Origin of the sequence: Microbacterium marinilacus (assembly GCF_019753765.1) — a bacterium.
Taxonomy (GTDB): domain Bacteria; phylum Actinomycetota; class Actinomycetes; order Actinomycetales; family Microbacteriaceae; genus Microbacterium; species Microbacterium marinilacus.
Window position 1 is genome coordinate 189,523 of record NZ_JAIJZW010000006.1, and the last position, 12,601, is coordinate 202,123.

General features: G+C 72.3%; 11 protein-coding genes and 1 tRNA gene. 9 read left to right on the forward strand and 3 right to left on the reverse strand.

The window, feature by feature from the left end:
• Nucleotides 1–12: 12 nt before the first annotated feature.
• From K5S26_RS11860 to K5S26_RS19185, 5 genes are read left to right on the forward strand one after another with little or no spacing between them, the layout of a single operon-like run.
• Complete coding sequence (locus tag K5S26_RS11860) at nucleotides 13–2,526, forward strand: glycoside hydrolase family 3 C-terminal domain-containing protein (RefSeq protein ID WP_308122941.1); 2,514 nt, start codon at nucleotides 13–15, stop codon at nucleotides 2,524–2,526.
• On the forward strand, nucleotides 2,523–3,143 hold the full coding sequence (locus K5S26_RS11865) for a hypothetical protein (protein WP_221858228.1): 621 nt from the start codon (nucleotides 2,523–2,525) through the stop codon (nucleotides 3,141–3,143). Before K5S26_RS11860 ends, K5S26_RS11865 begins: the two co-directional genes overlap by 4 nt.
• The gene (locus tag K5S26_RS11870) at nucleotides 3,140–4,216 is read left to right on the forward strand and encodes a glycosyltransferase family 2 protein (protein WP_246603916.1); all 1,077 of its coding nucleotides are present in this window, start codon (nucleotides 3,140–3,142) and stop codon (nucleotides 4,214–4,216) included. The genes K5S26_RS11865 and K5S26_RS11870 overlap by 4 nt, the downstream gene beginning before the upstream one ends.
• 22 nt (nucleotides 4,217–4,238) lie before the next feature.
• A complete protein-coding gene (locus K5S26_RS19180) occupies nucleotides 4,239–4,961 on the forward strand; it encodes a LytR/AlgR family response regulator transcription factor (protein WP_221858230.1) in 723 nt (240 codons plus the stop codon).
• The gene (locus K5S26_RS19185) at nucleotides 4,958–6,319 is read left to right on the forward strand and encodes an ATP-binding protein (protein ID WP_221858240.1); all 1,362 of its coding nucleotides are present in this window, start codon (nucleotides 4,958–4,960) and stop codon (nucleotides 6,317–6,319) included. The genes K5S26_RS19180 and K5S26_RS19185 overlap by 4 nt, the downstream gene beginning before the upstream one ends.
• Nucleotides 6,320–6,402: 83 nt before the next feature.
• On the opposite strand, the gene K5S26_RS11885 is transcribed toward K5S26_RS19185, so the two are convergent.
• Nucleotides 6,403–7,053 (reverse strand): DUF6226 family protein, encoded by a 651-nt coding sequence (locus K5S26_RS11885; protein ID WP_221858259.1) that lies wholly within the window; start codon nucleotides 7,051–7,053, stop codon nucleotides 6,403–6,405.
• Nucleotides 7,054–7,279: 226 nt separating this feature from the next.
• Nucleotides 7,280–7,353: transfer RNA gene (locus tag K5S26_RS11890), tRNA-Gly, on the reverse strand.
• 109 nt (nucleotides 7,354–7,462) lie between these two features.
• Between K5S26_RS11890 and dcd the strand changes: the two genes are divergently transcribed.
• The 4 genes from dcd (at nucleotide 7,463) to K5S26_RS11910 (ending at nucleotide 11,429) form a co-directional block, all read left to right on the forward strand.
• Entirely contained in the window at nucleotides 7,463–8,068 is a 606-nt protein-coding gene (gene dcd / locus K5S26_RS11895; RefSeq protein WP_221858261.1) for a dCTP deaminase, read from the forward strand.
• A gap of 161 nt (nucleotides 8,069–8,229) precedes the next feature.
• Complete coding sequence (locus K5S26_RS11900) at nucleotides 8,230–8,937, forward strand: HAD family hydrolase (protein ID WP_221858263.1); 708 nt, start codon at nucleotides 8,230–8,232, stop codon at nucleotides 8,935–8,937.
• Nucleotides 8,938–8,939: 2 nt separating this feature from the next.
• A complete protein-coding gene (locus tag K5S26_RS11905; RefSeq protein ID WP_308122942.1) occupies nucleotides 8,940–10,100 on the forward strand; it encodes a zinc-binding dehydrogenase in 1,161 nt (386 codons plus the stop codon).
• Nucleotides 10,101–10,232: 132 nt separating this feature from the next.
• Nucleotides 10,233–11,429, forward strand: coding sequence for an acyl-CoA dehydrogenase family protein (locus K5S26_RS11910; protein ID WP_221858279.1), 1,197 nt, complete (start codon nucleotides 10,233–10,235; stop codon nucleotides 11,427–11,429).
• 6 nt (nucleotides 11,430–11,435) lie between these two features.
• Here the strand turns inward: K5S26_RS11910 and K5S26_RS11915 are convergent, their stop codons facing one another.
• Entirely contained in the window at nucleotides 11,436–12,470 is a 1,035-nt protein-coding gene (locus K5S26_RS11915; RefSeq protein ID WP_221858281.1) for an LLM class flavin-dependent oxidoreductase, read from the reverse strand.
• Nucleotides 12,471–12,601: the final 131 nt, after the last annotated feature.

The window sequence follows — 12,601 nt, forward strand, 5'->3', positions numbered from 1 at the left end:
CCAGGAGAGAACGTGACTGAATCCAACCCGCGCCAGGCGCCTACGACCCACGAGGTCGAGTCGCTGGTCGCGTCGCTGACGCTGCTCGAGAAGGCGGCGCTGCTCAGCGGGGCCGACGTGTGGCGCACCCGCGGCATCCCGCGGCTCGGCGTCCCGCAGATCTGGATGTCGGACGGCCCGCACGGCCTGCGCCGGCAGACCGGATCGGCGGACCACCTCGGGCTCGCCAAGAGCGAGCCGGCGACCTGCTTCCCGACGGCGGCGACCGTCGCGAACAGCTGGGACGAGGGCCTGGCCGAGCGGATCGGGCGGGCGCTCGGACGCGAGGCGCGGGAGCAGGGCGTGCACGTGCTGCTCGGACCCGGGCTGAACATCAAGCGCAGCCCGCTCGGCGGCAGGAACTTCGAGTACTTCTCGGAGGACCCCGAGCTGTCGGGCCGCCTCGCCGCCGGCTACGTGCGCGGCATCCAGTCGGAGGGGGTCGCGGCGACGCCGAAGCACTTCGCCGTGAACAGCCAGGAGCTGCGCCGCATGGTGTCGGACTCTGTGGTCGACGAGCGCACGCTGCGCGAGCTGTACCTGACCGCGTTCGAGATCGTCGTCCGCGAGGCGGGCCCGTGGGCGCTCATGTCGTCGTACAACCTCGTGAACGGCACCTACGCGCACGAGCACCGTGAGCTGCTCGTGGACATCCTGCGCGAGGAGTGGGGCTTCGACGGGGCCGTCGTGTCGGACTGGGGAGGCGGCAACGACGCGCCCGCGGCCGTGGCCGCCGGCGGGGCGATCGAGATGCCGTCGCCCGGCTTCGACTCGGTGCGGGACATCGTCGCCGCGGTGCAGGACGGGCGGCTCGACGAGGCCGACCTCGACGCGCGCGTCGCCGAGGTGCTGACGCTCGTGCGGCGGGTCACCGCGGACGGCACGGCCGTGACGGCCGACGCCGACGCGCACCACGCGCTCGCCCGCGAGGCCGCCGCCCAGAGCGCCGTGCTGCTGCGCAACGCCGGGGGAGTCCTGCCGCTGGCGGTGGGCACGCGCGTCGCCCTGATCGGCGACTTCGCGCAGGTTCCGCGCTACCAGGGCTCCGGCTCGTCGGCGGTCAACCCGACCCGCCTGACGAACCTGCGCGACGCGATCACCGGCACGGGCCTCTCCCTCGCCGGCTTCGCGCAGGGCTTCTCGCGCCTCGGCTCGGACGACGACGCGCGCCTGCGCGCGGAGGCGGCCGCGCTCGCCGCGACGGCGGACGTGGCCGTGCTGGCGCTCGGGCTGCCCGAGAGCTTCGAGTCGGAGGGGCTCGACCGTGAGCACCTGCGGCTGCCCGAGCAGCAGCTCGCCACGCTGCGCGCGGTCGCCGTCACCGGCACGCCCGTCGTCGTCGTGCTCAGCGGCGGCGGCGCGATCGAGACGCCGTGGCTCGACCAGGCCGCCGCCGTCCTGCACGCGTACCTCGGCGGCCAGGCCGGCGCGGAGGGCGTCTGGGACGCGCTCACGGGCGTGGTCGACCCGGGCGGGCGCCTCGCCGAGACCCTGCCGCGTCGCCTGGAGGACGATCCGCTGGCCGGGCTGTTCCCGGCCCAGGGCCCCACGGCCGAGTACCGCGAGGGGCTGCTCAGCCGCTACCGCTACCACGCGACCGCGGGCGTCGACCCGGCGTTCCCGCTGGGCTTCGGGCTCAGCTACACGACGTTCTCCTACAGCGACCTGCGGGTGACCGAGGAGGGCGCCTCCTTCACCGTCGCGAACACCGGCGCACGCGCGGGCGCGGAGGTGCCGCAGCTGTACATGCGGCGCGTGTCGGAGTCGGCCGTGCCCCGACCCGCGATCGAGCTGAAGGGCTTCCGCAAGCTGCACCTCGGCGTCGGGGAGTCCGCCGTCGTCGACATCCCGTTCACCGATCGGACGTTCCGCTTCTGGGACGTGCGCTCGGGCTCCTGGCAGGTCGAGGCGGGGCGCTACGAGATCCTCGCGGGCCCGCACAGCGGTGAGCTGCCGCTGTCGGCCGAGCTCGAGCTCGCGGGGACGATCGCCGCGGGCCGGGTGGACGCCGCGCTCGCCGACTACGTGCGGGGCGACGTGCGCGCCGTTCCCGACGACACCTTCGCCGCCCTGCTCGGCAAGCCCGTCCCGCAGAGCTCCTGGGACGACGGGGAGCTGGCCGTGAACACGCCGATGGACCAGCTGCGCCGCGCCCGCAGCGGTCTCGCGCGGTTCGCGTTCGGCGTCCTCGAGCGCCGCAAGCGCAAGGCGGACGCCGCGGGCACGCCGGACCTCAACATCCTCTTCCTCTACAACGCGCCGTTCCGGATCATCCACAAGATGAGCGGCGGGCTGGCCACCCGGCGCCTGACCGACGGCGTCCTCACGCTCGCCAACGGGCGGTCCGTGCGCGGGCTGGGGAAGGTGATCGGAGGGTTCTTCTCCGGACGCCGCGCGGAGAGGCGCACCGCCCGTGCGTTCGCCGACGCGAGCAGCGCGCCGGCATCCGCCGTGTCGCCGGACGAGCAGGACGGGAGCGCCCGATGATCGCCGCCGTGCGGAGGGCCTGGTCCTCCTTCGTCGTCAAGCACCCCGAGCTGTCGAGGTTCCTCGTGTTCTTGCTCATCAGCAACGGCGTGACGGTGCTGCAGCTCGCGCTCATGCCGATCTTCCGCTGGGGGCTCGACTCGTTCACGGGGCTCGTCGGCGTCGACTTCCAGGTGCTGCCCGTCGGCAGCCAGGTAGACGGCAGCCCGTACTACATGTTCGACTACGCCGCCGGGCCGCTGCCCGCCGGCGGGGGCGGGCTGGCGTACTTCCTGGCCGTGCAGGTCACGCTGCTCATCGCGCAGGTGATCAACTTCTTCCTGCAGCGCAACATCACCTTCAAGTCGAACACCTCGGTGTGGGTGGCCGCCGCCTGGTACACGGCCGCGTACATCGTCATCACGTTCATCGCCGCGGCGGCGCAGGGCTTCTACAAGGCGCCGATCTATCACCTGCTGATGACGGGTTGGGGCTGGGGAGCCACGGGCGAGGTCGTCGCCGACGTGCTGACGATGATCATCAACTCGGCGATCTCGTTCTGGGTGTTCTACCCGATCTTCAAGGTGATCTTCCGTCAGGTTCCCGAGGAGGAGCCGGCGGCCACGGTCACGCGATGATGTCGCAGGACGCCGCGGCCGGGCAGACTGGTGTCGTGCCCCTGCTGACGGTCGTGGTCCCCGCGTACGACGCGGCCGCGTACCTGCATCGTGCGCTCGACCCGCTGGTCGCCTTCGCGGCGGCGCATCTCGGCGCGATCGAGGTGGTCGTCGTCGACGACGGCTCGAACGACGGCACGGGCGCGCTCGCCGACGCCTACGCGGTGCAGGCCCCGGAGGTCGTGCGTGTGATCCATCAGCGCAACGCGGGGCACGGCGGGGCGATCAACGCCGGGGTCGCCGCGGCGACCGGGCGCTATCTGAAGGTGCTCGACGCCGACGACTGGCTCGACAGCCTGGTGCTCGTGGAGGTGCTCGCCGAGCTCGCCCGGCGCGAGGCGCAGGGCGGCATCGATCTGCTGGTCACCGACTTCACGCACGTCCGCGACGGACGCGGCGACCGCGTCGTGAGGTTCGACTCGGTGTTCCCGGCGCGCCGCCTGATCGGCTGGGAGCAGACGGCGCGGTTCGCCCGGCGGCAGTACCTGATGATGCACGCCGTCATCTTCCGCACTGCGCTGCTGCGCCGGTCCGGCCTGAGCCTGCCCGAGCACACGTTCTACGTCGACAGCCTGTACGTGCTGACGGCGCTCGCCCACACACGGCGCATCGTGTACCTGCCGGTGTCGCTGTACCGCTACGTCATCGGGCGCGCCGGGCAGTCGGTCGAGGCGGACACGATGCTGCGGCGCGTCGATCAGCAGCTGCGGGTGACGCGCCTCGCGCTGGCGATGCTGCCCGACCCGCGGGACGTCGTCTCGGGCGCGGTGCCCGTCCGGCTGTACGGCGCGATGATGCACTACGTCGAGGCGCTGTGCGTGGTCACGAGCGCGACCCTGTCGCGCGGCGGCACCCGCGCCCATCTCGCGCAGCGGCAGGCGTTCTGGGCGGAGGTGCAGGCGGAGAGCCCGTGGCTGCACGCGCGGCTGCGCCGCACGCTGTTCGGCGCGAGCAGCAACCTGCCGGGCCGGGCGGGGAGCCGGGTGACCACCCTCGCGTACCACGCGGCCCGACGCGTCGTGGGGTTCAGCTGATGCCGGGGGCATCGAGGCAGTCGTGATCCGCATCGGCGTCGTGGAGGACGATCCGGTCAGCCTGGATCGCCTGGTCTCGCACATCGACCGGTTCCGTCGCGAGCACGGCGGGCACTTCCGCGTCGACGCCTTCGCCGACGGTGCCGACCTGCTCCACGAGTACCGCGCCGACTTCGACGTGCTGTTCCTCGACATCATGATGGAGCGGGTCGACGGCATGACGGTCGCGCGGCGCATCCGCGAGACCGACTCCGAAGTCGTGATCGTGTTCGTCACCGCGTCTCCCCAGTACGCGATCAGCGGCTACGAGGTGGCCGCGCTCAGCTATCTGCTGAAGCCGGTGCCGTACCCGGCGTTCGCGCAGGAGCTGGAGCGCGTGCTCGCGCAGCTGCGGCGGCGCGAGAGGAGACGCCTGCTGCTGACCACCTCGGACGGCGCGCACCATCGGCTCGACGTCGCCGAGATCCTCTATCTCGAGAGTGTTAAGCACCACGTGCTCGTGCACACCGCGGACGGCGACCACGACGTCGTCACGACGCTCAAGGCCATGGAGGCCGAGCTGGTCGACGCCGGCTTCCACCGCTGCAACAGCGGCTACCTCGTGAACCTGCGGCACGTGATCGGCGTCGAGGGCGGGGAGTGCCGGCTGCGCGGGGGCGCGCGCCTGCAGATCTCGCGCCCCCGCCGCAAGGACTTCCTGGCCGCCCTGGCGGCGGACATCGGCGAACGCGGGGTGGGCACGTGACCGGGCATCCGGCGCTGGACGTCGTCGTCGCCGCGGTGGGGTCGTCGCAGGCGCTGCCGGACATCCCTCGGGCCTACACGGCGCTCGCCGAGTGGGCCGCGTGCCTGGTCTACATCCTCATCCTGGGGCGGCGCATGGGGTGGGCGGGCACGGCCGCGGTGTCCGCGGCCGGCCTCGGTGCGCTGATGGCCGTGCAGCACCTGGCGGGGCTGCTGCCGCTGACGCTCTGGCTGCCGGGGATGCTCGCGGCCGCGGCGACGATGTACGGGCTGCTCGCGGCGACGGTGCGGGGTTGCGCGGTCGGCGCCGGGTATCTGACGGCGCGCGCGTTCATGCTCGCCGAGCTCACCGCCTCGCTGCACTGGCAGCTCGACCACTTCTATTTCGGCACGGACCCGGGCGGGGCGGTCGGCGGCGCGGATCCGCTGCGCCTCCTGCTGCTGGCCGTGGTGTACGCGGGGGCGCTGGCGGTGGCGTGGGCGGCGGAGCGCCGGCAGTTCCCGCGCGGTGGCCGCGCCGACGCGACGTGGCGCGACCTCGGGGTGTCGCTGGCGATCGCCGCGGCGACGTTCGGCATGTCCAACCTGTCGTTCCTCGCTGTGTCGACGCCGTTCAGCGGTCGCCTCGGGCCGGAGGTGTTCTACATCCGCACGCTCGTTGACCTCTGCGGCTGCATCGCCCTGTACCTCCAGCAGGAGCAGCGCCGCGAGACGGAGGCGCGGCGCGAGAACGAGGCGATGGCGACGCTGCTGCGCGGCCAGCACGACCAGTACCGCATCGCGCGCCGGACGATCGAGGACGTGGACCGCAAGTACCACGACATGAAGCACCACCTGCAGGCCATCCGGGCCGAGCCCGATGGCGAGGCGCGGCAGCGCATCTTCGAGGCCCTCGAGGAGTCGGTCAGCGCCTACGGGGCGCACGTGCGCACCGGGAACCGCGTGCTCGACGCCGTGGTGACGGGCAAGCAGATGTATGCCGTCGAGCACGACGTGTCGGTGTCGGTGGTCGCCGACGGCAGGCTGATCGAGTTCATGCACGTGCTCGACGTGACGTCGCTCGTCGGCAACGCCCTGGACAACGCGATCGAGGCGACCCGGCGGGTCGCCGACCGCGAGCGGCGGGCCGTGCGCATGGCCCTCTTCGCGCAGGACGACTGGGTGATGCTGCGCTTCGAGAACACCTACGACGGCATCCTGCAGCGCGACGGCGAGCGCATCCTGACCCGCAAGGGCGGCGCGGGCCACGGCTTCGGACTGCGCAACATCGAGGAGACCGCGGAGAAGTACGGCGGCTCGGTCTCGATCGCGGCCGACGACGCGTGGTTCTCGCTGCGCGTGCTGCTCCCGCGGCGCTGACGCCCGGTGGGCCGCGGTCGGCTGCACTCGTGATGGCGATGGTTGACGGGCGCTGGTCGCATTCGTCGCCCAGGCTGCCGCGATCAGGAGGGCGAGGTCATGCGTGGCCAGGAGGCCCATCCGTCCCGAAGACCGCGGAGGGTGGGTTCGGCGTCTTCGACCCGCTGGACAGGAAAGTCCTGTGCGCGGGACTTTCCGGAGCGCGCGCCGTCCGGATAGGTGAACGTGTGCCCGATCCACGGGTCAGGTCCGCGTTCGATCGTCTCTCGATAGTTGCCGCTGACCACCGCGAAAACGGCCTGCTCGAGCTCATCGGCCTCGGCCTGCCAGGTCGAGTCGCACGCATCGCAACCGCAGACTGGGTAATGGAAGTCATGCAAGAGGCCCGCGTGCATGTGGATCCCCGGGTATGCGGTGAAGACCAACGTCAAGGTCGCGCACTCTGGATCAGTCGGTCGTATCCGGACGGTGCGGATCACGTCATGAGACGTGTTCCGTGGCAGGTCCGCAGCCGCCTCGACACGGTCATCGACCTCGACGTCGTACGTGTTTCGGAGGTGCGCAACCAGGGCGTCGGCGACGACGTGGAGCGGCGCGAATCGCTCGGGATGCGTGTCGATCGAGTACGTCTCCTCCGGAGGTGACCCGGGCCAGCGCTCTCCGTAGTCGATCACGGCACCATCAGCATCGCGGAAGACCGGTGTCTCGATGGCAGGGCGGACGTAGGGGCTCACGCCGTCATCCTCCCTCACCGGCTCTTTCCTGCGGTGCGTGATCTGCCATCTCGATCCGGTGTCGGTTTCCGGTCTTGGGCGCGCAGGCAAGCTCGATTCGCCTTCAGTGGCGACCTCTCGTTGCACAGTGCGTGCTGCGAGAACATTCGATCTCGTGATCCGTCGCGGACCCGGACCCGTGTGCACAGAATGGCCGACGCGGCCGGGCGGTGCAGCGGGAAGTTCGTGGAGGGGCTGACGGGAATCGAACCCGCGCTGTCTGCTTGGGAAGCAGAAGTTCTGCCATTGAACTACAGCCCCGTACGCGCCGGAGCGCGTGTCAGCCAGCATAACAGCCGCCGCTCGGCGTCGTTGCGCGCCGAGGCGGGTGAGGGCGTCGCTGCGCGGGGGCGGCCAGTACGCTGGTCGGGTGCTGCTCTCGGATCGCGACATCAAGGACGAGCTCGACTCCGGCCGCATCGGCCTCGACCCGTATGAGCCGGGGATGGTGCAGCCGTCGAGCATCGACGTGCGCCTCGACCGCTACTTCCGGCTGTTCGACAACCACAAGTACCCGTTCATCGACCCGGCGCAGGACCAGCCCGACCTGACGCACCTCGTCGAGGTCGACGCCGACGAGCCGTTCATCCTGCACCCCGGCGAGTTCGTGCTCGGGTCGACGTTCGAGGCCGTCACTCTGCCCGACGACGTCGCCGCACGCCTCGAGGGCAAGTCGTCGCTCGGACGGCTGGGACTGCTGACGCACTCGACGGCCGGCTTCATCGACCCCGGGTTCTCCGGGCACGTCACGCTCGAGCTGTCGAACGTCGCGACCCTGCCCATCAAGCTGTGGCCCGGCATGAAGATCGGACAGCTGTGCTTCTTCCGGCTGACCTCCCCGGCGGAGAACCCCTACGGCTCGGGCGCGTACGGCAACCGCTACCAGGGCCAGCGCGGTCCGACGGCGTCGCGCTCGTTCCAGAGCTTCCACCGCACCGACGTGTCGGTGACGGACAACGGGTCGCGCGGGGCGTGACCGAGACGGCGGGCGGATGACCGCCCGCACCCTCCGCGCCGAAGGCTCGGTGAACGGCGTCTGAACAATGCCGTGCCGCCAAATGGCGGTGTGTTCCCGGATGTCAGGCTGGATCGATCGATCCGCCGGTGACCCGCGCGGCCGATCGCGAGGGGGACTCCATGAACGCATCCAGCCGCATCCCGGTCGAGCTCGTCGTGCTCGACATGGCGGGCACGACGGTGCGCGACGACGGCGTGGTCGAACGCGCCTTCCAGCGTGCGCAGGAGCGCACCGGGGTGGTCGCCGGACTGACGCCGGACGAGGCGCTGCAGTACGTCCGCGACACCATGGGGCAGTCCAAGCTCGAGGTGTTCACCCACCTCGCCGGCGGCGATCGCGCGCGGGCGGAGGAGGCGACGGCCGCGTTCGAGCGCGCGTACGCCGAGCTGATCGTCGAAGAGGGCGTCGAGCCCGTCCCGGGGGCCCGTGAGCTGCTCGTCGACCTGCGCGACGCCGGCGTCGCGGTGATCCTGACCACCGGCTTCGCGCCCGTGACGCGCGACGCGATCCTCGACGCGCTCGGTTGGAGAGACCTCGTGGACGACGCGCTCTCGCCGGTCGATGCCGGCCGAGGTCGCCCCGCTCCCGACCTGGTGCTGCTCGCCGCCCTGCGGGCGCGCGTCTCGAGCGTCGCGGCGATCGCGGTGGCCGGAGACACGGCGAGCGACATCGGCTCGGGGCTTTCCGCGGGCGCGGGCCTCGTGGTGGGAGTGCTGAGCGGCGCCCACGACCGCGCCACCCTCGAGGCGGCCGGCGCGCACGCCGTGATCGACGACGTCACGGGGCTGCGCGCGCTGATCGGCCTCCAGACGCCCGCCGAGGTGTGACCGTGGCCTCGCCCGCCCTCGCCCCGACGCCCGCGCCCGTCACCCGGGACGTGCGGATCGAGCCGCCCGCGGTTGCGATGGTCTGGACGGGAGTCGGACGATCCCACGAGACGGTCGCCGTGCCGGGCGTCGTGCTCGGCGAGGGCGAGACGCTCGTGCAGATCGAGCTCGCCACGGTCTGCGGGTCGGACGTCCACACCGTGCGGGGCGACCGCGCCGCGCCCGTGCCGCTCGTCCTCGGCCACGAGTACGTGGGCCGCGTGACGGACGTGGCAGACGGGGTCCGCGCGGTCGACGGCGCGCGCGTGAACATCGGCGACCGCGTGGTCTGGTCGATCATGGCCAGCTGCCGGGAGTGCGACCGCTGCCTGCGCGGCCTGCCGCACAAGTGCCGCTCGATCCAGAAGTACGGCCACGAGCGCATCCAGCCGCGCTGGGAGCTCACGGGCGGCTTCTCTACGCACGCGCACCTGCGTGCCGGCACCGCGATCGTGCGGGTCGGGGAGAGCCTGCCGGCCGAGGTGCTCGCCCCCGCCGCCTGCGGGTCGGCGACCGCGTGGTCGGCGCTCGCCCGGGCCGACGAGATCGTCGACGTCGACGACGCGACCGTGCTCGTCCTCGGCGCCGGGCTCATCGGCCTCACCGTGTGCGCGATGGCCCGCGACCGGGGCGCGAAGGTCGTGGTCGCCGACCCCGACCCGGCCCGTCGCGCGCTGGCCGCCCGGTTCGGGGCGGCCCAGGTGGCCGACCCGACCGACCCGCGCGCGCTCGGCGCGGCGCTCGCCGCGACGGGATCCGCCGAGTACCAGGTGGTGGTGGAGGCGTCCGGGGCGCCACGCGCGGTCGCCGCGGCCGTCGACGCGGTCGGCGTCGGGGGAGTCGTGCTGCTCGTCGGCAGCGTGTTCCCGACCGAGCCCCTCGCACTCGATCCCGAGCGTCTCGTGCGCGGCCTGGTCACCGTCCGCGGCGTGCACAACTACACGCCGCGCGATCTCGACGGCGCGATCGGCTACCTCCGCGACCACGCCGCCGCTCACCCCTTCGACGAGCTCGTCAGCGCCCGGTATCCGCTGGCGCAGATCGACCGCGCTCTCGCGGCGGCCGAGGCGGGCGCCGCCGTCCGCGTCGCGGTCGACCCCCGCGACGCGCGCCGCCGCCGCTGAGCCGCCGCGGTAACACGGGGTAACGCCGGATACCCGGCCGGCCCGGTGCGGGGCGACCATGAGGGGGTGCCGGATCCGCCGCCGCGCGGGCGCCCCGGGTCACACGTCACGCATCGGGGCGGGGAGGAACACATGACAGGGCTTGGACAGGAGAGCGCGGACGCCGAGTTCGAGCGGCTGGCGGCGAGGTACCGGCCGATCTTCGACGAGATCGCTGTGGGCGAGGCGCAGCGCGAGCGCGACGGCGTCGCGCCGCACGAGCAGCTGCGGTGGCTGATCGGCGCCGGGTTCGCGGGGCTGCGGATCCCGCGCGAGCTGGGCGGCGAGCAGGCGCGGCTGTCGACCGTGCTGCGCCTCATCGCCGAGCTCGCGGTCGCCGACGTGAACCTCGCCCATGTCTGGCGCAACCACTTCTCGTTCGTCGAGGACCGCCTGTACGACCGGCGCGATCCGCGGTCGGACGAGTGGCTGGCCAGGCTCGGGCGGGGAGAGATCGTCGGCGGGGGATGGAGCGAACCCGGCGCCGCCGGGACCGCGGGCACGATCTCGACGCGGATCGCCCGCGACGGCGACGACTGGGTGCTCGACGGCGTGAAGTACTACTCGACCGGCAGCGTCTACGCGCGGTGGTCGACGGTGCTCGCCCTCGACCCCGACGGCACCGAGGTCGTCGTCCTCGTCGACACCGGCTCGCCCGGCGTGCGCATCGGCGACGACTGGGACGGCTTCGGCCAGCGGCTCACGGGCAGCGGCAGTGTCGCCTACGAGGGCGTGCGGGTGCCGTCCGATCGGGTGTTCGCGTATGCGACGCGGTACAGCTATCAGCGGCAGTTCTACCAGTCGACGCTCAACGCCCTGCTCGTCGGGGTCGGCCGCGCGATCGAGCGGGACGGCGCCGCGGCGCTGCGTGCGCGGGTGCGCTCCCATCGCAACGCCACGGTGCCGACGCCCACCGACGACCCGGAGCTGCTCGAGGTGCTGGGGTCCGTGTCGGCGGCTGTCTACGCGGCGCAGACCGCCTTCGAGCGCTCCCTCGTTCTCACCGACGCCCTCATCGAGCGCGCGGGAGCCGCCGACGCGGGCGACGACGCGGGGCTCGGCCACGCGAGCGTGCAGGCCGTCGCCCAGACGCAGCTCGTGGCGACCACGGCGGTGCTCGATGCCGCCACCCGCGTCTTCGACGCGCTCGGCGCATCCGGCACCAGCCACCGTCTGGGGCTCGACCGGCACTGGCGCAACGCCCGCACCCTCGCCTCGCACAATCCTCGCGTCTACGTGGCGCGACTGCTGGGGGATGCGCTCGTCAACGGTCGCGACCTGACCGCCTGACCCCGGTCAGCCCGCGGCGGGCGGGTTCACGAGCGGGATGACGTCGCGCGCGATGCGCTCGAGCTCCTCCTGCTGGGGCGACGCCTGGAGGAGGAGGGTGTCGACGCCGGCGTCCTGGAACTCCAGGATGCGCTCGGCGACCCGCTCGGGGGTGCCGACGAAGTCGGGGCGCAGGCCCCGGTTCGACACGGAGTAGTCGCGCAGGTCGGGGGCGTGCTCGAGCTGCGACTTCGAGATGAAGTCGGTGTACGACTCGTAGGCGGGGCCCTCGGACACGTCCGTGATCCGGTCGAGCTCGGCCTGCGCCTCCTCATCGGTGTCGCGCACGATGATGTAGGCCGCCATCCCGAAGTGGGCGAAGGGTGCGAGCCCCGCTGCGGCGCGGCGCTCGGTCATCTCGGCGATCTTGGCCCGCAGCTCGTCGGGCGTGCCGCCGTGCGTGAGGTAGGCGTCCGCGAAGCGCGTGATCGCCGCCTTGCCGGCGGGCGACTCGCCGCCCGCGTAGATCGTCGGCGCGGACGCCGGCTTCGGCTGCAGGTGCGCGTCCTCGAGCCGGTAGTAGTCTCCCGCGAAGTCGAAGCCGTCGCGCTCCCACATGCCGCGCAGGATGTCGACGAACTCCTCCGTGCGTGCGTAGCGATCGTCGTGGGCCGAGAAGATGCCGCCGTACTGCCGGGCCTCCTGCTCCCACCAGGCCGAGACCACGTTGAGGGTGAACCGGCCACCCGAGAGCTGGTCGAGCGTCGCCACCTGCTTGGCCGTCACGGCGGGCAGGTGGAAGCCGGGGCGGATGGCGGTCATGATCTCGATCCGCTCGGTCACCGCGGCCAGCGCCGTGGCGACCGTCCACGCCTCGAGGCTGGGGGCGGCCACTCCCTTGATGTCGTTCAGGTTGAGCTCGGGCACGAGCGTGACGTCGAACCCGTTCTGCTCCGCGAAGCGTGCCAGCCGGGCCGCGTAGCCGAAGTCGACCGGCATGCCCTCGTCCTCGACGTTGCGCAGCCACCCGCCGAAGATCGGCGTCCAGTATCCAAACCTCATGCCCCCATCCTCGCCTGAACCGGGAGGCCGCGTGGCGCCGGCGTGCGCGGGTCGCGTCGGCACGCTGTTGACACCGTTCCCAATCCGGGGCAAGCTAGCGATTGGGATCGTTCCCAAAAACGTGCCGGGCC

Excerpts from the sequence above, each read along its gene's own strand:
- K5S26_RS11865 (WP_221858228.1), top strand. The coding sequence starts at position 2,523 with ATGATCGCCGCCGTGCGGAGGGCCTGGTCCTCCTTCGTCGTCAAGCAC.
- K5S26_RS11870 (WP_246603916.1), top strand. The coding sequence starts at position 3,140 with ATGATGTCGCAGGACGCCGCGGCCGGGCAGACTGGTGTCGTGCCCCTG.
- K5S26_RS11900 (WP_221858263.1), top strand. The coding sequence starts at position 8,230 with ATGAACGCATCCAGCCGCATCCCGGTCGAGCTCGTCGTGCTCGACATG.
- K5S26_RS11910 (WP_221858279.1), top strand. The coding sequence starts at position 10,233 with ATGACAGGGCTTGGACAGGAGAGCGCGGACGCCGAGTTCGAGCGGCTG.
- K5S26_RS11915 (WP_221858281.1), bottom strand. The coding sequence starts at position 12,470 with ATGAGGTTTGGATACTGGACGCCGATCTTCGGCGGGTGGCTGCGCAAC.